This window comes from Pantoea sp. Ap-967 (assembly GCF_011752565.1).
Taxonomy (GTDB): Bacteria; Pseudomonadota; Gammaproteobacteria; order Pseudomonadales; family Pseudomonadaceae; genus Aquipseudomonas.
Genome location: NZ_VWXK01000004.1, coordinates 200447 through 219855, shown reverse-complemented (window position 1 = coordinate 219855; position 19409 = coordinate 200447). Strand labels below are relative to the sequence as shown.

Genomic DNA, 19409 nt, shown 5'->3' with positions numbered 1-19409 from the left:
TTGTGTCTGCAACAAGGCGCTGGTGTCAGTCGTTCACTGAAACAAATTGCCAATAACAGGTGGTTTGACCTTTAAGGGCAAATCTTCGAGAATGTTCCCCGAGGACTGCAAACGCGCATTTTTGGGCATGGCTTGCCAGTAATTGGCCCCCCGAATCTGGCAGCAGTGAAGCTGGCGCTCACTGACGTAGGGACAGTCGATAGGCCCCACCATAAGGCCGATGATTTGACTGGGTTCTGACCTGATGGATCGTAGATCCGGAAACTAAAGAATCGCTGCGACTACAGCCTCAGTAACATCCAAAGGCGACCCCGAAAGGGTCGCCTTTTCTTTTGCCCAATCGATCATGATTTCACCGACTTTGGTACCACGCGCGGTGGGCTGGGGCGTCCAGGTGACCACGGAGTAGTGGAAGCCGAGCACCCGGTCACCTTCGCGGGGTTCCAGCGTCAGCGTGCCATCTACCGTTCGCAGCAGCGTGATGCGCTTTTGAAGCTGAAGGATGGTTGGCATCGTGATAGATCTCGGTGCCTAGTACCATGAGCGAGGCAATGAAGGCAGCCAACTGGTCAGGGCTACTGATTTCACGCTTGCGGAGAAAGGCTTTTTTACCGTGCCAGATGTGCAGAATGCCGTGACCGCTGGCATGCCCTCCCTTGCCTTGAAAGTGCTGGCCGACTTTGACATAGACCTTGGCTTCGGCAAGGTTGAGGTTCATGGCAGAAATAGGTGGGATCACACCAAAGACGATGCCACCAGTGGGGTGCTCTACCAGGTCGGCTGGCTTCATCTTGAAGATGAGGGATGGGGTGGTGACCACGGCGGCTCCTTTGCTGGCCGCTATGGTAAGAAATGTTCGGCTGGGTTTCCCTAGAGAACAGTTGCCGGGTGTTTCCCGCTATGAAGCAGCCCGCTGAGCTCAAGCTGTTGTCCAATATGCTCTTTTCCCAGCCAACGCACTCACGGTGGGAGATCACCCCGCCCTACGGGCTGCGCTGTCGCGCAGGGAACAGTGCCAGCAGGTGCGCCTCAATTCCCTGTGGGAGCGGGCTTGCCCGCGAAGCAAGCGACGCGGTAGATAGCACCGGCGATGAGGCCATCAGTGCTGCCGGCTCACCTGGCCGCCGAGCAACTGGCGGACCCGCGCAGCCAGCTGTTCACAACCCGAAGGGATCAGCACGCAGATCCCCAGATAATGCTGCAGGTGCAAGGTGATGATCTGCGTTTCGACCAGCAGGTCCCAGTAGCGCTCATCCAGCCCGTCCAGGCGCTGCGTCCAGCGCCCGCCCAGCCCGGTTTTCAGGGTGCACGCCGATTGCTCGAAAAGGCTCTGGTCGGCGACGGTCGATACTTCGATTTCCAGCATTTTTCCCTCGCGGTGCAGGCCGGCAGATGCACCGCGAGCCTAGCACACGCCCCCTCCCTGTTTTTCAGGGATTGCTGAAACTGACGAGGCAATTACCCGTCTAGGGAGAGGGCTGCGTTGCGTGCCCGCAACGACGACTCTGCGCACTGCCATTGAGATCCATCCAAACGCTGGAATGATCGGGCGCTACCTCGCCGTGGATACCAGTGGCAGCAAACGGCTCAAGCGTTGCTGCGCTGAAACGCGGCGCTCGGCGTCACCTCGAAAAACCAGGGAAGATGCGACTTGAACCAATGGAATGACCACCACTGTGAATACTGACAAACCGCTGCACTTCAAAGCCGGCAATGCTGCGCTGGCCGGCCTGTTCGGGCTGGTATCACTCTATCCGGGCAACTCGTCTGCCCAAGAGCAGCCGGCCAAGCAAGACTTCTTCAGAGTCATGTGCGAAAAAGAGAACAACTGTACCTACCAGATCAAGGGGCCCCGGCCCGGTGCGACCAGCTGGGTGTACGAACTGGCCGGGCTCAAAGTGGCCATCCCTGATGACTTCGTGCCCGAGTTCGTAACCGGGCCCTTGCCGGCGTCAGGGGGTAGGGTCTTTGCTGTGTGGTTCCCGGGTTTCACCCCGGCAACGCCCGAGCAAAGGAAGCAAGGCGTTCTGAGCAATGATCAGAAAGGGCGTGATATCGTCCTCTTCGAGTTCTACCAGAACGACCCGAACGTTCGCCCGGTCCGTGTCGAAGAGCTTGAGCAAGACATGGTCCGCCGCAGAAGCGCCCCGCAGCCGGTATCCGCCATCCCCTCCCTGCAGGAGTATGCAGTGCCCGGCAAACCGAGCTATTTTCGCTCGACCGATCTGGGCATCCGCTACCCCGATGGCCTGCCGGTGTACTTTGGATGCCAGGGTGACCCGATTGCATTCGGCTACGACCCCGTCGTGAACGCGAAAAACCAACAATGCATCATGCAGATGACCTGGCCTAACGGTTTCATATTGAAGCTGCACTTTGACCAGAGCCAGCTCCCGCAGTGGCGAGCGATCCTTGAGAAAAGCACCGAGTACTTTAAAACCCTTGAAGCGGATCATCGACTGCCTTCGGGCACACTTGCGCTGGACTGACATTCATACGCTGCAGTCGCCCTGATCGCAGATGGCTTTGCGGCAATTCCCCTCGTGACAAACGCCGATGCCACCAGCAACAGTGATGTAGATGATGGTGCCGCAGACCAAGGAATGGACTGCACCTGACTGACAGTCAGGCATGCCCCGGTCATCGCATTGCTGTGTTCACCCGGCTCAGGATCTTCAGGCACTGGTCTCGTCAGCCAATGCTGCCTCCACCCGCCCACCGGTAACGGTGCTCAGGAGGCCAGATCATGAGATGCCCTTGCTCTCGGTCGTAAGGAGCAGCCAGTCCCGCGTAGACGACATTCCCCACAGGTCGCAGGGGCCTTGATCCCTGATAACACTCAACATTCTTGGCAGGATGACGTGGGGCGAGGATCGGAGACCAGGCGATGAGGTGATTCGACATGGCATTGGTGGGTAGACGCGATGGCCGCAATTTCGGCTACGGCAGGCAACTGAGCTATGCAGGGCCGCAGGCGTTGAGAGACATGTTGCAATCGACCCATAGCTGCTCTTCGTGGGGGACAGCTAACGACCCATTGCAGCCGTTGGCCGATGTCGGCTAGCGGCCAAAAGCAGCCGCTCAAAATGGTCTAGAAAAGCCGGGGCGATTCAATCCTATCGGCGGCGGGGCAGGGTATCTATATCAAGTCGATTTCCCATCTTCTCCAAGCGACTCCGCAGCATCATCTGGATCTGGTTCTAAAAGCGGACGGTTCCCGCTACAGCCACAGCGGCAACCGCCACCCCACCGAAGATAGGGGCCGCCGCGACGACCAGCGGGGCGCTAGTTATGCCTAAAGCGACGGTGAGTGCAGATAGGCCGGTCGGGGCAGCTGCTGAGGCCGCAACTCCAACAACTGTAGATGCAGCACTGGTTAGGCCGGCGACCGCAACAGTCGATTTCGCTAGCCGGTCGTGCTTGAGTCTACTCTTGATCTTGTCCTTGAGGCCCATCTGCACATTCCTTGTTGTTTACAGCTCGGTCGGGCAAATACTCAGGGCGTAATCGTAGGTTGCTTTAACCTGGGGCTGGGATTCATGGGTCGTGTGGCTTGCCATCTTCAGTGCTGCCCGGTAGGCAATGAGGTTGTTCTGAGGCTCGCTCGACTTCAGGATTCGGAAGTGTTCGCAGTGTTCTGTGACCGCTTTTTTCACTCGTTCAGTCACGTCCTCGCCTTTCATTGCAACGACGCCGAGAGCGCTGATGACGCCTCTGTACTGTCTTACCAAGCCTTCTTCGTGTTGATTCATGTGTTACCTCTCCGTGGTGCTCTAATGGGTGGGTGGCCACACCCTACGGGTGTGGCCTGATTGGCTTAGAACTCGAATGCCAGCTGATACGGAGCGCTACGGTAGTGCTGGCAGACGTGCTCCCAGCGGCCGAAGCGGAAACGTGGGTAGGCGTGAACGTACACGGTTTTGTTGCGAGCTGCCGACGAGCGGCGAGGATGGCGTCTACGCATGTAGATATGGCCTCTTGAGGATCTGCAGTGTGTGCAATCCTCTGGGCGTGACGCCTTTTACACTTTACGTGTATTGACGTGACGGTCACGCTCTTGGCTTAATGACCGCCTACCCAGATTCATGCGTTCTTAGAAATGCGCGTATCGGGGAGGGCGAGCAGGGCACGTGAAGTTTGGCGACAGACCGTGCTCAGCTCGCTGGCTTACCTCTACAACCCCCAAGATATGGGGGTTTTGCGTTTCTGGGATACAAGATAATGAGGTCTTGTGGTCTTTGCAACACAAGCGCCTGTGGATAACTTGTGCGTACTTTGTGGGTGAATAGTGGGTAATCGCTGTAGGCCTAGAGCCGAGTGGTTTGCACTATTTTCTCTCGGACGCAGCCCCAAGGCGGATTTTTCATCCGCTACCCCCTTCACAAGATTTGCTCCTCAGGGTTACTTATGTTGATCCTGAAGATCCTTGTAGTCCTCGTCCAGCCAGACCGACTCAGCCGGGCTGTCGTCGTTGTAGCCGTGCCACTCATCCTGCTCATCCGAGAACACGTCATAAGAGAGCTTGTGCACTAGCTGCATCTTGTCTCCACGCATGACCTTGTACATGCCGCTGGCACGGTCTACACCACCGTATTGGTATGTAAGGCAATCTGATCCTGTCGTGGTTATGCAGCCATCGGCATTTACAACGATTTCGTACCCAACACTACGCAGCATGGCGGAAAGGCGCTGGGGGTCGTCTCTCTTGAGGTCTTCAGCCTTGGCCGCTTGGCTCCAGTGCATGGTGAACGTTGAATCCTCTGTTTTACGGAGAATTGTCAGCTCGCTTTCAAGGGAGTCACGGCTCGCTGTGACCTTTTCGTATGCTTCCGTAAGCTCAGGCTTGGTCCCCATCTTGACGATAAAGTCTGCAATTTCGCGTGCTCTCTTGCTGAGATCGAGAAGCTCAGCTTCCTTAGTGATGATCTCCTTCGCATTGACGCTCATCTGCTGTTGGGTGAGTGCATCCCAGGCCGCTTGCGTGGAGGTCCAGCGGTAGATGGCCTCAATCACTGGCTTAGGGACGATGTGCGAGTTATCGCAGCCCTTCAGGTTCTGGCGTATACGGCAACGCATGGAGTGGGGCTTACCATCCTTGTTCTGGATGATGTAGTTCTTGCCGCATGACCCGCATTTCACCAAACCGACAAGAAAGTGTTTGGCGGTCTTCACCGGGCGTTGTGTCTTCACCTTCTCTGCATGGATCTGGGCCTTGTAGAACAGGGCCGGTTCGATGATGGCGGGGTAAACGTTATTGCCGTCCCATCGTCCAATGGCTGCTTCATTTCGTAGCCAGCCTTCCACGGAGGGGCCACTGCACTTGGCAAGGCGCTCAACGCCAGATTCACGCATCCTCCTGGCGATTGTGGACTTGCCTACGCCAGAGACGTACAGCTCGAATGCTTCCTTGATTTTAGGGGCTACGTCTGTACGCACAGAGCCGTCGCTATTGAGCCATACCGGAGTCATGCGCTTCGGCGTGACGCCTTCCTTTGCCTGTTCCCGTCGCTTGTCATAAGAGGCTGTCACACGTTTCGAAAGCGTCTCGGAGTACTGGTGTGCTGCCTGAATCTTGGCCGCGAGCAAGTGCATGTGGCCATTGTTGACAGACATCTTGGTATATTCGATTTGATCATCGAGTGTGATGATGTTGACCCCTGCGTACAGGATCGGCTTCAGTACGTCAGCGATCATTTCGAATGCAGGGAGTCGGCCTGTTCGGTCGATGGCCTCCACCAACACAACATCACCGGCTCCGATCAGGCCGGCCTGTACCGCTGTCAGTAGTTGGGCGAATCCTCCACCGTCTTTGTTATGGTCGTCGTGGAAACCGCTTTTGCCCAGGTCTTGAAAGGTGAGGGGGCTCAGCACGTAGTCAGTGTGTGAGGTCAGCCACTCAGCAATCATCTTCTCCTGCCGTTCAACAATGGTGCCGCCTTGCTGTCGGTGGCTTGAGAAGCGAACGTAAGATATGGCTTGTTTCATTTGCTGGACCTCGAAAGCTGTAGGTGGATGGTAACAGACTCTGAGGGTTACATATTAAATTGTTGAGAACAGGTACGGACTACACAATACCTGCAAAAAAGAATGAATCCCATTTGCTATAGGCGCTCTGGGTGCCTATGATCCGCCATCTTGCAGGGAGAGGGAGAATGGGGAAGGAGTGGAAAGGCATCAATTTGCAGTGGGCATATTCCGACCTGCTAGTGGGGATTGGCCGGCAGACCCAGTGCATGTTACGCACCTGTGACGTGCTGCACGATGCCTTCAACCGCTTCGTACTGGCGTCTCAGCGCACGCCAATCGAGCAGCCCACTGCCTACCTGCGGCGCATCGCCGAGCCGCCAGTTACGACTGACCGCTATCAACCCATAGCTGACCTTCGCAAGGGCCGCTAACGGACAATAGCAGCCACTCGGCTGGCCATTTACAATGCCACGCTTATCATCCGCTCATTAGCATTGCCTCTGAACTAACTCGCATGGCTGAATAGGTTAATGTTAATCTTTGACCACATGAGCGGCAGAGCGAGGATCAAAATTTATCAAGGAATAAAACTTATCTCTAACCGCTTGTTTAAAATCATCTATGTCACCACCATTAACCAGAAACTCTTCAGTCATCGAATCCATAAACTCTTGAGTGTTAGCAAATAAGAATATCGCCAGCTTCTCTTGTTGATCTAGAGCATAGGCAAAGAACCCGTCAACGGCTTTTCCATCCAAAGAATGGAGGTGTGCTTCACTTAAGCTATAAGCTAAATCAACATAACGAAAGAAAACCGTCATCCATAATAGTATCTGCTCTGGTATTAATGGATTTATCTTGTGAAACTGCTTGTAGCCATGAGTCATGCCGTCGAAGGTTCTCTCTCCGTGAAACCCTATTTTGTGACGAAGCTGCATCATTTCGCTTTCTATTGCCGACCACAGGCCGTTGATATAATTCCATATTTCGGTGGCTTTGGAGTCGAGGTCGGGTAAGATTTTTTTTGTACTTTCTAAGAAGTTGGTAGATGCTTTCGGCTTGTCAAACATACTGTAAAGATATGAATAGTACACCGTGAGCAGTGAGCTGGCGACTTGCTTTACGTCGGCAATGTCAGAGCAGACCCTATCCTCACCCACTAGAATTTCTTCGTTCAGAAATGCTTTGTATGCCCCGTGCACGCCCCTTAAATTAGCCCAGCGATGTAGTAAGGCGGCTATATCTTCATGCTCGTTTATTAGTTTTTGTGTGGTATTCATTTTCTTTTCGATAAATTTAGCATTGCAATCTTAGCCTTTAGCAGGCCGATACAGTGTGTGAACTATCTTCAAAGCCCCTCCTAATAGGTCAATAGCGCTTAAGCGGCGATTAAGACCCACCATTTCCCTCCCCAAACTCGAAAGGGGGGAGCTGCTTCAGTAGTATCCGAAAGCAGAGGGCCGATATCAAACTTCATCGAACCGATGCGTTTATCAACGGGGAAAATGATATCAAAAAGGGTTCTCTCTCGTGCCTATGGGACGTTGCAAGATGCCCGCTTCTGGACGGTTTCTGCCCCTCACGGAGGACCGCTTTGGGTCGGTTTCTGCCGTTCCTTATGTCCCATTTAAAGTGGGCGGGAGGAGCCTCCGCAATTCCCGATTCGATTCCACTGAAAGCCATAACTAGCTGATTTTTTATAGATACCCTATGAGGTACGCCAAAAAATCCACCAAATTCCACTCCCGTGAAAACCGGGCCCTCACGGCCAACAACCCCCCGTCTGTCTCCGCACCATAAAATCTCCTTGAAACCCTTTGAAAAGGAGAGGAATGAGGCGATCTTGGCGATGTTGGACAGGGGGATTTACTGGTCTGAGGTCTGCAAGGCTACTGGCGCGTCACGGAGCACCCTGCTGAGACTCGTGAAGGCCGGCCAAAACGCTGAAGCGTGAGCGTTCGACTATCTGTTTTTTGCGTAGTCCATGGATGCAATGCCTTTCAGCAAAAGCCCTCCAGCACATACCATGATGGAGGGCTACACCGGCTGCTACCGATCAGTCGCCTGGTTTGTGCTTGTGGATGGGCAGAGTCGGATGTTTTTTATCATTGGGCGGGTTTACGTGCCGTCTGCGGTCGTCTTTTCCATCCTCACGTTTTGGTTTTGGACCTGGTTTGATATCAGTGAACATATGAACTCCTGTAAGCAGCGTTGATTGAAGCCTGCAAAAGAAGTAGCACATGGCCACATAGCTGCCTGTGCGCTCACAGCAGCTTGAATCCCTGTTGAGTAACCATGTCACGCAACTCCTGGCGTCCACCCATGTAGTCCATGCTGGTCATTGAGCCGTGAATAGCTCCTTGCCAGGTCTTAGGGCTCATGCCCTGAGCATTTCGGAACGCTTGGCTGGCTTTCTCATATTCATCTACGTAATCCAGGTAACGCCCTTTGGCGTACTGGTTGTGGTGTAACACCATGGGTTGAGCTGGCCGAGGTCGGATGCTGCTGATGCGCTCAGGGTCAGGCCGACCGACCGCCATGCCGAAGGCGACAAAGCTGTGGGATGGGAGGCCGATGATGTCGGCAACCGCCTTAGCAGCGTTGCGCATCACACCGAGAAACACCACGCCGAGCCCTATGGACTCAGCAGCGAGAGAGGCATTCTGTGCCGCTAGCGCAGTGTCGATTGAAGCCATGAGGAATGAGTCCAGATAATCCAGCACCACCGGCTCCGAGCCTTGGGCCTTGGTTATTTCTGCTGACCGTGAAGCATCAGCTACCCACAGCAGCAAAGCGGGGGCTTCCTCAATCCACGGTATGCGGTCTGTTGGCACTGTCTCAGCGATGGTCTTGGCGAGCTTCAATTTGAGCGCTTTATCGGTCACTGCCACGACGCTCCATTGGTTGAGTGCCGATGAAGTGGAGGCGGATTGAGCAGTAGCCACCAGCGTCGCCAGTGCTCCATCGGGCAGATCATCTTCCAGGAACGTGCGCACTGAGCGGTGGCTAAGCATTGCTTCGACTTGAGCAGACCAGATGATGTTCTCTGGTTTGGTTTGAGTCCCATAGCGTTGCTCTAAAAGGTCTGCGTGGCGTTGAGTTTCGTTCGACATATAAGTGGATGCCTCGGTATGGACTGGATGTTCCATACCGTACTGACTGCCATCGTCCAGATAATCCCCTTTTTCATGCCAACTTTATCCACCACAATGCACAATCAGAGCTCGTAGGAACCAATCTGATGGATCATCTCTCGGCTATCCGTGCATTCCAGCGAATTGTTGAAGCCAAGTCCTTCACCAAGGCAGCAGCCCAGTTGGGCGTTCCTCGTTCGACCCTTAGCAAAGCCTTGAAGGACCTGGAGGAGCATCTGGGAACCCAACTGGTGCAGCGCACGACTCGCTCGGTGGCACCGACGATGGAGGGGGCTGAATACTATCGCCGTACCGCCAGTGTGCTTTCTCAACTGGAGGATGCTGATATGGCGCTTCGGGGGATGGGGGCTCAGGCAGTGGGGCGGCTACGGATTGATGTACACGCCTCCTTGGCCAACTTTGTGTTGATCCCAGCACTAAGCGACTTCAAGCAGCGTTACCCGGACATCCAGCTGGCGCTAGGGATCAGTGACCGACCCGTCAACCTGATCGAAGAGGGCGTTGATTGCGTGATACGCGCAGGTCAGCTGAGCGACTCGACATTGATCGCACGCACCATTTTCGAAGACCGCCTTGTAACGTGCGCCAGTCCTGACTATCTCGGTCGTTGTGGAACTCCGGCCAGCCCGCTGGAACTGGAAACGGATCACCAAATCCTTGGATATTTCAGTGCAGCGACAGGCGAGATGTGGCCGCTCCGATTCACTGATGGCGGTAAGGAGAGCAGCTTCTCCCGATTCGACCTGGCAGCTAATGACAGTGCGGGGCTTATCCGCATGATGGTCGCTGGGCTCGGAGTAGGGCAGACACATCAGTCCGTTGTGAGGCCCTTCCTGGAGTCTGGTGAGCTGGTTGCCCTGCTTTCCCCATATACCCAATCTACGATTCCGATTTCAGTCATCTATGCACAGACAAAGCAGTTAAATGCCCGTGTTCGGGTGTTCGTCGATTGGGTTGTTGAGCTGCTTTCAAATGGCTAACCCAGACCAGGAGCTCCGATGTGCGTGTGGTAATCCCGTGGTAACCTCGCCAGCCCTGCACGCGATTGCACTCGAATTCATTGGTCGCCACACCCCGGTTCGATTCCTATCGTTCCTGTCTCCGGCACCAGTACTTTAGGTTTGATGCAGCTTTTCGGGGTCAAGGCAGTTCACGATTGGTTTCTCCAGCAATTACTTCATACGCGGAGTGATCAAGGCGCTGAGAGAGCAGGGCTTCATCCCTGAGTCACCTGATAAGCCGTGATAGTGGTTTGGTCCAGATGCTCGGCAGGACCAGGCTTTCGACATGTACTCAACACCCTGTGGGAGCGGGCTTGCCCGCGAAGCAAGCGACGCGGTAGATAGCACCGGCGATGTGGCCATCAGCGCTGCCGGCTCGCCTGGCCGCCGAGCAACTGGCGAACCCGTGCGCCAGCTGCTCGCAACCCGAAGGGATCAGCACGCAGATCCCAAGATAATGCTGCAGGTGCAAGGTGATGATCTGCGTTTTGACCTGCAGGTCCCAGTAGCGCTCATCCAGCCCGTCCAGGCGCTGCGTCCAGCGCCCGCCTAGCCCTGTTTCCAGGGTGTACGCCGATTGCTCGAAAAGGCTCTGGTCGGCAACGGTCGATACTTCGATTTCCAGCATTGATCCCTCGCAGTGAACACAACCGGTCTTTTGCTCACTCCGATCAACCAACCTTTTCAGCTTCGCTCGCGGCCTGCTCCGAGCCGGCGGCTTTGCGCGCGTTCTTCTCAGCGAGTGATGCCCGGAACTTCTTCTTCGACTGGCGTTGCTGGTAATACCCGTGGGCGTGCGCGCCAGTTGCCCAGACGAATGCCACCACTGACACAACGAGCCAGCCTGTCGATGCCATCGAGTTGAAGAATCCGGCGAAGATCGGACTAGGCCAATAGGTGATGACACCGAGGCTCAACCAGGGCGCGATGATGATATAGAGGATTGGCGTCCAAAAGGCCCAGAAGAAAATCTTACCGAGCACTTCAAACGGGCGGTTCCAAGACTGGCCTTCGGCTGACACAGGTGCTTTTTTCATGAGTTCTCCTAACTCCTAATTGGGTGCGTTGCAGCGCTCGGCACTCGTGAATACGTCCTTCGTTTTCCTTCAACAGTTAGCTACCCGTAGTGGGAGGCCCTGTGACAGTTGGGGCACAACGCAATAGTGTTATCCAAGGTATCAAGACCACCATCGGCCAGACGAATTTTGTGGTGGACCTCCAAGTAGGGCTTGCCGTTCGATCTTCGAGTAAAGGGCGCGGGTTGGACGCATGCCTCGCAAACTCCGGCAGCACGATGGAGCGTTTCGGCAACCACATCAGGGTTACGGACAAATACCGTTGACGTGATGACAACCTTCTCTGGTCGCAGATGCGCCCTAGATGCTAACCGAGCTGTACGGGCCTCTGAACTGTCTTTCAGGGCAGCCTCTACCTGCATCTCAAATTCAGCAAAGTGCGACATAACCGATCCAGTCAGCAGATTCTCAAGATCTGCCACCACTTTTCGCTTGCGGTGCAGCGTCAGATTTTGAAGTTTTTCGTAATAATCGATGTGCTGACGTGTAGCGTTGAGGGCATGCGAAAGAAACGCTGCCCCACCGTCCTTAAAGAGCTGTCGCAGGAAATAGTCTGTCGCTTCGACGTTGATCGTGCGGTGATAACAGCGTCCCGATCGCATGTACCTATACACATTAATGAGATCCTGGGCATAGGTCGCCCCGACACCTTCGGTGACGAGTTGAGCAACGCCTTGTTTTACCGAAAGGCCTTCGTCCATAACGTGGCCGGCGATACGGTAAGCGCTCTCAATGTGTTCGGTGGTGAGTACATTTGCCATGGGCTATTCCCTCGATCCTGGGCAGCATGAACGGTGCCCTCCTACTGTGTCGGCCCGGCTCAATGGCTGGGCCTGTGGTTTGCTTGGTGCAATTCTCCTTGATGCAGGTTGAGTGGCTACTTCCGTGGTCGCCTCTTTCTTCATCAGGGCCAACGATTGGAGCAAGTTCTTGTCCTTTAGCAACAAAGAGAGCCGTCTCTTCTGCTGCGTCCCAGAGGCATGCTTTCAGCTCCGTTCCGTCACCCTGTCGAGCCTCCCACATCAAATGGATGATGTTAAAGTGACATTGCTCGATTGGAAGCATCGCCGCCAGGCGACAAATACACAACGGAAAAAACGTTATGCGCACGCTGTCAAAATTCGCTTCAGTAGCCGTCGTCGGCGCCCTCTTGTCTGGCTGTGGGGATGAGGACTTTACTGGCGCGTACCGCTTTCAGGACTCAAGCCTGAAAGGTGCCATGGTCCTGAATATTCACGGTGATAAAGCGGAAGTCTTCGGAGACTTTGGGGCATCTGGGATCAAACCGCTGGCCAAGCTCAACGTTTCGGAGAAAGACGGCAAGCTCTTTCTGGATGACGTGAACAGTTCGACTCGACTAGTGATGAAACGCAACGTCGACGAGCGCAGCCTTGATTGCCTCAACTGCAAGGTGATCGGTTTGAAAGCGGATCAGCTTGTTTGGAGCTATGACCCCAAAGGGCCCTACGACACAGACAAGCTGCTCAAAGAGCAGGCACACAAGCGAGAAGAAGCGCTGAATGCCGAGCTGGAAAAAATGCAGAAGCAAGCCTTGGAGCAGGGGCGGCGGGATATCGAGGCGAAAAAGCTGGGGCCCTTCGAGGGTGATTGGGTTTATCAGCGGGCTACGAAGTACGACCCTCTGATCATCATGGGCATCTGGCAGGCCAAGCAGGTGAGGGTCTGGTCCTTCAAGTTCGAGACCATGGACCGCATTAGTTATGAGCTCCCAGGGTTCGAAGTGACGGATGACGGTTTGAAGGTCGGCGACAACGCCACTGCGAAGCTTTACTCGCTAAGCGCCGACAAAAAGGTTCTGACCTGTTTGAACTGTGACAAGCCGATGGTCTGGGCCAAGGCTGATCCTAAGAAGGACCTGAGTGATCGGCATTACGCTCGCAAGATGGCCGGTAATCTTTGAGTTTCTGCGAAGATTGAGGCCCGAGGGCGACATCCCACTACGGGGTAGCGGCTAAGCGAGCGGTTAAGCGAGGCAATTACCGAAAGACGCTCCGTTGTCCCCGCAGGCCCTTGGCAGTCCGCATTCTTCCTACGAGATGCATGGCCTTTTTGAATGGGGCAGGCGCTTGCGAAAGCACGCCCAGGGCAATAAATTGCCCCGGTCGCGACCAACTCGGGACCGGGTTTGGCGAGCCGTACGAAAAGGCGCAACGTCGCCCCGACCACGATTGCAGGCGCTTTTTTTGCGTCCGCAGTTTCGTGTAATGGCGGCTGTGCGTGGGAGACCTTCGGGTCTGCCGGGTTCCTTTTCCTCGGTTCGCCAACCTGCGTACAGCTGCCACCCTAACCGAGATCGACTTAGCTCTGAGCGTCGATCACACACTTGAGCTTGGCCTAGTCGTTGGGGGGAGGCTAAATTGCGGTGAGTGCGTAATCGGTAGCGTGGTGCCGGTTAATCCCGTGCCAAAGCCATTAATCAGCATTAAAGTGCTGATTAATGGTATGGCGATGCCGCTCAGGCTCACGATCCAAGCTCTCTCCGGTGGTGCATGGAGCGACGCTCACTGTTGATAACCCCGAGTTTGTTGGTGGTGGCGGGTGCCTTGTCGTCTTTCTACCCGTGAGTAACCTGGATAAGCGACCCGTAGGGTGGGGACTGCGATGAAAAAACTATTGCCTGAAGAACGCGCTCAGCTCGTAGAGGATATCGTCAAGCGCAACGCGGCGGGGCTCGATTCAATTGGGACCTCCATCCGCCATCTGCGGCTCGAAGTCACCGGGCTTGACCAAGAGACTTTCGCGGCAATGTGCAAGATGTCTACGAAAAGCCTGTACGAGCTGGAGAGTGGGAAGTCGAATCCAAAGCTCAGCACTTTGGAGGCCATACTGCGTCTCTTTGGCGTGCGGATGGGTATGGTGATGGCTGCCAAACATAAGCCCACTGCAACGGTCGTCGGCAACAATGTCGGCCTGGCTGATGGGCCAATCGCTGTGCCCGCGAAGCCGGTGGCGAATCTTGTGCCGCTGGTCAGCTCCGGAGCGAAGCGAGGGAAAAGCCCTCCGGCAGCCAAAGCGAAGAAAGCACTGTCGAGGCCCGCATCACCACGGGCGCGGAAAAGCAGCCAGGAAAAGTGAGATGGATGTGAACTGCAGGTCGTTAGCCGCTTGCATTCTTCCTACGTCGTACATTGCCTTTTTGAACGCTGCAGGCGCTTGCGAAAGCACGCCCAGGGGGATAAATTGCCCCGGTCGCCGAAGCATCGGTGATGCGACCTTGGCCGGTCGGAATCGAAAGGCGCAGCAGCGCCCAGACTTCATCGCAGGCGCTTTTTTTTGTGCCCGCGATGTCGCGTCATGGCGGTGGTGCGCGGGACACCTTCGGGTGTGCCGGGCTCCTTTCGTCCCGGTCGGCCAACCCGCGTACTGCTGCCACCTCAACTTGCTTGGCCGCGAGCGGTGGCAGTTCCATAACGAAAGGAACTCATGCATGCCCACCAGAAGTCCCTCCAGGATCCCCGCATCCGCTCCCCACCTCAGCACCCAGCCTAGCCCCACCTCGCAACCCAGGCAGGCCCCCCATGACTGACCAAGAACGCCTCTCCACCATCCAGAGCTACGCCTGGACCCTAGAACTACTAGGCGAAGCCTTGGTCCAGCACGATGAAATGCTGGAGTGCGAACACAACCCCCACCTGAGTTTCCGCAACACGGCGGGCATTCACCAAGCCATTCGCATCATCAGCCGGCTGGCCAGTGAACAGTGCGGGAAGATAATCAACACCAACGACTCCATCGATACCTCCGACTGAGATCGCCATGGCTGCCGCCAGCAAAGCGCTGGCGCAGCTACCCACGCCGCCCACCCCCAGGTATGAGATGATCCCCCCAGCGCTGCAGGAGGTGGGTAATGGCCAACCATGTCGAATACAAACGCAACAGCGAAATCCCAGGCCTGGTGCTAAGCGAGGCGCGGTTTTCGAGTTTCAGTTTCGGCCGTCACTACCACCTCGACTACCACGTAGGCCTCATTACCGACGGCGTACAGCGCCAGGCGCTCAATGGCGAAACGGTCTACCTCACACCGGGCACCATCCAACTGATGCCGCCAGGCGAAATCCATGATGGCAACAGCGCGGGCGACGACGCCTACACGCTCAAGACGTTTCGGGTTTCCGCCGACCTGTTGCGCGACGTGACGCAGGAGCTGACCGGCCGGGACCAGTTTTCTGCCCTGGGTGGCGCAGTGTTGCAGGATGCCGGCCTTTCCCTTCAGCTTGCCCGGCTGCACCAATCACTGCGCGATGGGCTCAATACCGACCCGCTTTTCGCAGAATCGCAATGGCTCATGCTACTCGGTCAGCTGTTCGCCCAAGCACGCATGGTGAAGCCAGACTTCGTAAAAGGCTCGCTCTCAGCCATTCAGTGGCAGCGCGTGCGGGATTACTGCAACGAACACCTCGCGGAGAAAATCTCGCTTGAGGAATTGGCCGCCCTCTGTGGCCTTGAGCGCTTTCACTTCCTGAAGCTGTTCAAGCACACCGTGGGCATGACGCCCCATGCGTGGCTGGTGCGTTTGCGCCTGGAGCGCGCCTGTGTGCTGCTGAGCCATACCCAGTGGGAACTGACGCAGATTGCGCAAGAGGTGGGCTTCTACGACCAGAGCCACTTCAACCGTGCCTTCAAGCACGCCTTTGGCGTTGCCCCGTCGCGCTACTGATTCCGTTCGGCATCGCGCCGCTATCCCGTCAATTTTTTACAAGTGCGCAGCATCCTGGCTCTCTACCCTTGTGCCTTATCGGGCATTGCCCTGAAGAGACTGTAAGGACTTGGATAATGACTGAACGGGTTTATTTCACCAGCGATGAGCTGACCTTGAACGCCCAAGTAGTGAGTTGCACAGCCCAGGAGGATGGGCGGTTTCGGGTGACGCTGGATCGAACCCTGTTTCACCCCCAAGGTGGCGGGCAGTTGGCGGACCGGGGCTCCATCGCAGGAGTCCAGGTTGAAGAGGTGATCAATATCGAGGGTGATGTAGCGCATATCGTCGGGCGGCACATACCCGTGGGGGCAGTCGAGATCGCCATCGACCCCGAAACGCGTGCGCTACACGCTCGCCTTCATTCAGCCGGCCACTTGATTGCCTGTGTCGGGCAGAGCTTGGGTTGGCTGCCTAGCAAAGGCCACCACTGGCCAGGCGAGTGCCGGGTTGTTTTCGAGCGCCAGTCGGATTCCGAGCCTTTGACCGGCGAAGTGGTCGAGGAGGCGGTCAACGCCCTGATCGAGCTTGATGCACCGCGCCATCTCAGCAATCAGGAAGGTGTCAGGTCAGTATGCTTCGGCACGTTGCCCCTGCATGGGTGCGGCGGTACCCATGTCGCCTCCACAGGTGTGGTCGGGCGCATAAAGGTGCTCAAGTTCAAAGAGAAAAAGGGCTTGCTGTCGGTGCACTACGACGTCGCCCAATAGCGGCGGCTGTAGTGACCAAGTGCTCAATTTATTAACGCCTGCTCGCCCTGAATTACCTGGAGACACCCGTGGACTATGTTCCTCAGCTTTTAACCATTGGCGCCGTCATGCTGCTGGGTTGCGTAAGCCCCGGCCCGGACTTCATTGCCGTTACTTCCAACGCGCTGGTGAGCCGTAAACGGGGGCTTGGCGTGGCGTTGGGGACAAGTGTGGGCATCGCCATCTGGGCGATTCTGGCGGTGATTGGCCTGGGCGTCGTATTGGCTACAGTGGCGTGGCTCTACGATGCGATTCGCGTGGTGGGGGCGGCGTACTTACTTTATCTGGGTGGCAAAATGCTGCTGAGTGCACGGCGCCCTTATCAGGCAATGGAAGTCAGAACTGCCAAGCGTACTGATACCCCGGCGCCGCGTGTCGGGTTGCTGGTGTCCGCCACCAACCCAAAAGCTGCGGCTTTCTTTGGCAGCTTTTTCATCACCGTACTGCCGGTGGATGCCCCAAGTTGGGTGCTGGTTGCAGCGGTCGTTGTTGTGACGGTGGTTTCGTTTGTTTGGTTTTCGACGCTGGCGTTGATGTTTTCCACCGCCGGTGTACGTGCTTGCTATGCCAAGGTGCGCCGGCCTATCGATGCCATCATGGGTGCAATTTTGGTGGGGCTTGGCCTGCGCCTCGCTTTTGTTCGGTAACGTCGCCTGCAACTGCCGTTGCAGCGGTGATGAAAAGCGGTCTAGTCTCGGCCTCCCACATCGAGGTCATACCGCTATGGAAAGCGCTTTCGTACAAGTCAGAAGCCGGCTGCACAATCGTCGTTTTGCGGTCGCGAACAATAGCCAGGGCCTGTCGGGCACGGGCACGCTTTTCCTTTATCACGTCGAAGAGGGTGCTATCACCAGCACTTACCAGGGCGGACGGATACGTACCGGCCACCAAGTGGGGCGGGTAACAGGGCCCGATACCATCGAGTTGCTTTTCCACTGCATCACCGTCGACGGTGAAACCCTCGCCGGTTGGTCGCGTGGCAGGGTTGGCGTGGATGAAGCCGGACGTACCACGCTGCATTTTGTGTGGGGGGGGGTTGTCAGGGGGGCAGGGCGGTGGGGAATCCAGCTATGTCGAGGTGGAAACGGTTGCTTTGGCTGATCAGCCCAAATGACGGTGGCTGCCACGCTTGCTGGAGCCGCTCTGCTCCGATAGGGTGCGGGCAGATTGCTATTACTCCCTCCAGGATTGTGTACCCACATGGACCGTGCTCCCGACCTACTCCCTGCCCGCCCGCGTACGTCCTACCTGATGCGGCACTGGCGTGGCGAGCTTTCACTGGCCCGTTCGTTCTGGGTCAACAGCGTGTTGCTGAGCCTGGTCTGGTTACCGATGTTCGGGCTGGAACCGCTCATTCGCGCCTACCCGCCGAGCCCGACAACCCTGATCGTGGCGCTGGGCGTGTTGCTAGTGTCGATGACGGCGATGGCGGTCTGGCAGGGCGTGGGCACCTGGCGTTCGGCGCGTCGGCACCGGGCTCAGGGGGGGAGCATGCTGTGGGTGCGGGTGGCGTGTGGGCTGATTTTGCTCGATTGCGCCTATACCCTGTACAGCGTGGTCGAAGACGACAGCTTGGCGGTGCTCAAGTCGGCCTGGCAGGTATGGCATGCCCCCGATCAGCTGCCGCCATCCCACATCACCCTGCTGGCGCCGGATGAACTCGTCATCGCCGGTGGCTGGTCGTTGGGCAGCGCTGACGCGGTACGCGACGTGCTGGATGCGCACCCGGCGGTGACGCGGGTGCAGTTGGACAGTGGCGGCGGCCTGTTACTGGAGGCTCAAGGCATCGCCAGGCAGGTCAGGCAGAAGGGGCTGATTACCTACACCGACGGCGATTGCATGAGTGCCTGTACGCTTGTGTTCCAGGCGGGCAAGGAACGTTGGCTGGGCCCCGAGGGGCGGTTGGGTTTTCATGCGGGGGCGCTTTATGGCTCGGACCAGCAGCCGGAGGCGATCACCCAGATCTACCGCCATACCCTACAAGACAGCGGCCTGAGCGAGGACTTCATTCAGCGCGTACTCAACACGCCGCAAGACGCGATGTGGTTCCCGGACGTGGGCACCCTGCGTAGCGAACACATCATCACGGGCTTGGCCGACCCGGCCGATTTCACCGACCGGCGCCTGGCGTCGTTGCGTGAACCCGCGCGGCTTGACGCCTACCTGCGCAGCTCTTTGCTATTTCGCATCCTGGAGCAGAAGGCCCCCGAGCAGTTTGCAGCCGAGAAACGTCGGATTGCCGAAGCGTTGGGCAATGCCAGGCAATTTCGCCTGTTCAATGCTGCTACTACCCAGCGGCAAAACGAACTGTTGAGGCTTGCGATCTTGCAGGCCCCGGACGGGGTGGCGATGGACTACTGGCGCAGCCAGTTCGACTACCTGGCAGCGCTTGAACAGGTTGGCGCAGATGCCTGCTGGGGGTTCCTCACAGGCAAGGACGTGCGCAGCCAGGTACCCGCCCAGGCCGAGGCAGACTTGCAGGCGGCTCGCATGCGCCTGTTCGAAGCTACCCTGCCGCTGCGTGAGGACGATCCGCCTGCACAAGCCACGCTGGATGCGGACCTGGATGCGATCTTCAAGCGGGTCGAGCAGCGCTTGCCGCAGGCGTACGAGCACTTGCACAGGCGTGATCGCGACACCTTGTGCACGGTTTACCAGGCGGTCTACCACGAAGCACTGGCAATGGCTGACCAGAAGCGGGCTACAGCCGTTCTGATGGGCATAAGCAACTACTGACCGGCATC

At 56.7% G+C, this 19409-nt stretch carries 20 protein-coding genes; 10 read left to right on the top strand and 10 right to left on the bottom strand.

From position 1 onward, the window contains the following. Positions 1-427: 427 nt before the first annotated feature. A complete protein-coding gene (locus tag F3J45_RS06675) occupies positions 428-820 on the bottom strand; it encodes a hypothetical protein (RefSeq protein ID WP_205300426.1) in 393 nt (130 codons plus the stop codon). Between the two features lie 279 nt (positions 821-1099). Continuing rightward, positions 1100-1366 (bottom strand): hypothetical protein, encoded by a 267-nt coding sequence (locus F3J45_RS06670; protein ID WP_167059198.1) that lies wholly within the window; start codon positions 1364-1366, stop codon positions 1100-1102. Between the two features lie 298 nt (positions 1367-1664). Between F3J45_RS06670 and F3J45_RS06665 the strand changes: the two genes are divergently transcribed. Next, positions 1665-2489: a hypothetical protein gene (locus tag F3J45_RS06665; RefSeq protein ID WP_167059195.1), complete on the top strand. Its 825-nt coding sequence runs from the start codon at positions 1665-1667 to the stop codon at positions 2487-2489. Between the two features lie 984 nt (positions 2490-3473). Here the strand turns inward: F3J45_RS06665 and F3J45_RS06660 are convergent. The 3 genes from F3J45_RS06660 to F3J45_RS06650 all read right to left on the bottom strand — a co-directional run bounded on the left by F3J45_RS06660 (position 3474) and on the right by F3J45_RS06650 (position 5985). Continuing rightward, complete coding sequence (locus F3J45_RS06660) at positions 3474-3752, bottom strand: hypothetical protein (protein ID WP_167059192.1); 279 nt, start codon at positions 3750-3752, stop codon at positions 3474-3476. A 65-nt stretch (positions 3753-3817) separates the two neighbouring features. Further along, entirely contained in the window at positions 3818-3964 is a 147-nt protein-coding gene (locus F3J45_RS06655; RefSeq protein ID WP_167059189.1) for a hypothetical protein, read from the bottom strand. 437 nt (positions 3965-4401) lie between these two features. Then, complete coding sequence (locus tag F3J45_RS06650; protein WP_167059186.1) at positions 4402-5985, bottom strand: recombinase family protein; 1584 nt, start codon at positions 5983-5985, stop codon at positions 4402-4404. A gap of 248 nt (positions 5986-6233) precedes the next feature. Here F3J45_RS06650 and F3J45_RS06645 point away from each other — a divergent pair, with 248 nt between their 5' ends. After that, positions 6234-6398: a hypothetical protein gene (locus F3J45_RS06645; RefSeq protein ID WP_167059183.1), complete on the top strand. Its 165-nt coding sequence runs from the start codon at positions 6234-6236 to the stop codon at positions 6396-6398. 102 nt (positions 6399-6500) lie between these two features. Here the strand turns inward: F3J45_RS06645 and F3J45_RS06640 are convergent, their stop codons facing one another. Then, positions 6501-7247 (bottom strand): hypothetical protein, encoded by a 747-nt coding sequence (locus tag F3J45_RS06640; RefSeq protein ID WP_167059180.1) that lies wholly within the window; start codon positions 7245-7247, stop codon positions 6501-6503. 984 nt (positions 7248-8231) lie between these two features. Beyond that, positions 8232-9080 (bottom strand): nitroreductase family protein, encoded by an 849-nt coding sequence (locus tag F3J45_RS06635; RefSeq protein WP_167059177.1) that lies wholly within the window; start codon positions 9078-9080, stop codon positions 8232-8234. Positions 9081-9208: 128 nt separating this feature from the next. Between F3J45_RS06635 and F3J45_RS06630 the strand changes: the two genes are divergently transcribed. Then, the gene (locus tag F3J45_RS06630) at positions 9209-10102 is read left to right on the top strand and encodes a LysR family transcriptional regulator (protein WP_167059174.1); all 894 of its coding nucleotides are present in this window, start codon (positions 9209-9211) and stop codon (positions 10100-10102) included. A gap of 313 nt (positions 10103-10415) precedes the next feature. Here the strand turns inward: F3J45_RS06630 and F3J45_RS06625 are convergent, their stop codons facing one another. The 3 genes from F3J45_RS06625 to F3J45_RS06615 all read right to left on the bottom strand — a co-directional run bounded on the left by F3J45_RS06625 (position 10416) and on the right by F3J45_RS06615 (position 11960). Continuing rightward, complete coding sequence (locus tag F3J45_RS06625; protein WP_205300425.1) at positions 10416-10751, bottom strand: hypothetical protein; 336 nt, start codon at positions 10749-10751, stop codon at positions 10416-10418. Positions 10752-10794: 43 nt separating this feature from the next. Next, positions 10795-11160 (bottom strand): hypothetical protein, encoded by a 366-nt coding sequence (locus F3J45_RS06620; protein ID WP_167058698.1) that lies wholly within the window; start codon positions 11158-11160, stop codon positions 10795-10797. Positions 11161-11240: 80 nt separating this feature from the next. Beyond that, positions 11241-11960: an HNH endonuclease signature motif containing protein gene (locus F3J45_RS06615; protein WP_167059171.1), complete on the bottom strand. Its 720-nt coding sequence runs from the start codon at positions 11958-11960 to the stop codon at positions 11241-11243. Positions 11961-12301: 341 nt separating this feature from the next. Between F3J45_RS06615 and F3J45_RS06610 the strand changes: the two genes are divergently transcribed. The 7 genes from F3J45_RS06610 to F3J45_RS06580 all read left to right on the top strand — a co-directional run bounded on the left by F3J45_RS06610 (position 12302) and on the right by F3J45_RS06580 (position 19401). Beyond that, positions 12302-13120, top strand: coding sequence for a hypothetical protein (locus tag F3J45_RS06610; RefSeq protein ID WP_167059168.1), 819 nt, complete (start codon positions 12302-12304; stop codon positions 13118-13120). A 701-nt stretch (positions 13121-13821) separates the two neighbouring features. Then, positions 13822-14295 carry a helix-turn-helix transcriptional regulator gene (locus F3J45_RS06605; protein WP_167059165.1) on the top strand — a complete coding sequence of 158 codons (474 nt, stop codon included), beginning with the start codon at positions 13822-13824 and terminating at the stop codon, positions 14293-14295. Between the two features lie 443 nt (positions 14296-14738). Then, positions 14739-14969 carry a hypothetical protein gene (locus F3J45_RS06600; RefSeq protein ID WP_167059161.1) on the top strand — a complete coding sequence of 77 codons (231 nt, stop codon included), beginning with the start codon at positions 14739-14741 and terminating at the stop codon, positions 14967-14969. Positions 14970-15067: 98 nt separating this feature from the next. Continuing rightward, a complete protein-coding gene (locus F3J45_RS06595) occupies positions 15068-15877 on the top strand; it encodes an AraC family transcriptional regulator (RefSeq protein ID WP_167059158.1) in 810 nt (269 codons plus the stop codon). Between the two features lie 116 nt (positions 15878-15993). Beyond that, entirely contained in the window at positions 15994-16626 is a 633-nt protein-coding gene (locus tag F3J45_RS06590) for an alanyl-tRNA editing protein (RefSeq protein ID WP_167059155.1), read from the top strand. Between the two features lie 68 nt (positions 16627-16694). After that, positions 16695-17312, top strand: coding sequence for a LysE family translocator (locus F3J45_RS06585; protein ID WP_167059152.1), 618 nt, complete (start codon positions 16695-16697; stop codon positions 17310-17312). 553 nt (positions 17313-17865) lie between these two features. Beyond that, the gene (locus tag F3J45_RS06580) at positions 17866-19401 is read left to right on the top strand and encodes a hypothetical protein (RefSeq protein ID WP_167059149.1); all 1536 of its coding nucleotides are present in this window, start codon (positions 17866-17868) and stop codon (positions 19399-19401) included. Positions 19402-19409 lie beyond the last annotated feature (8 nt).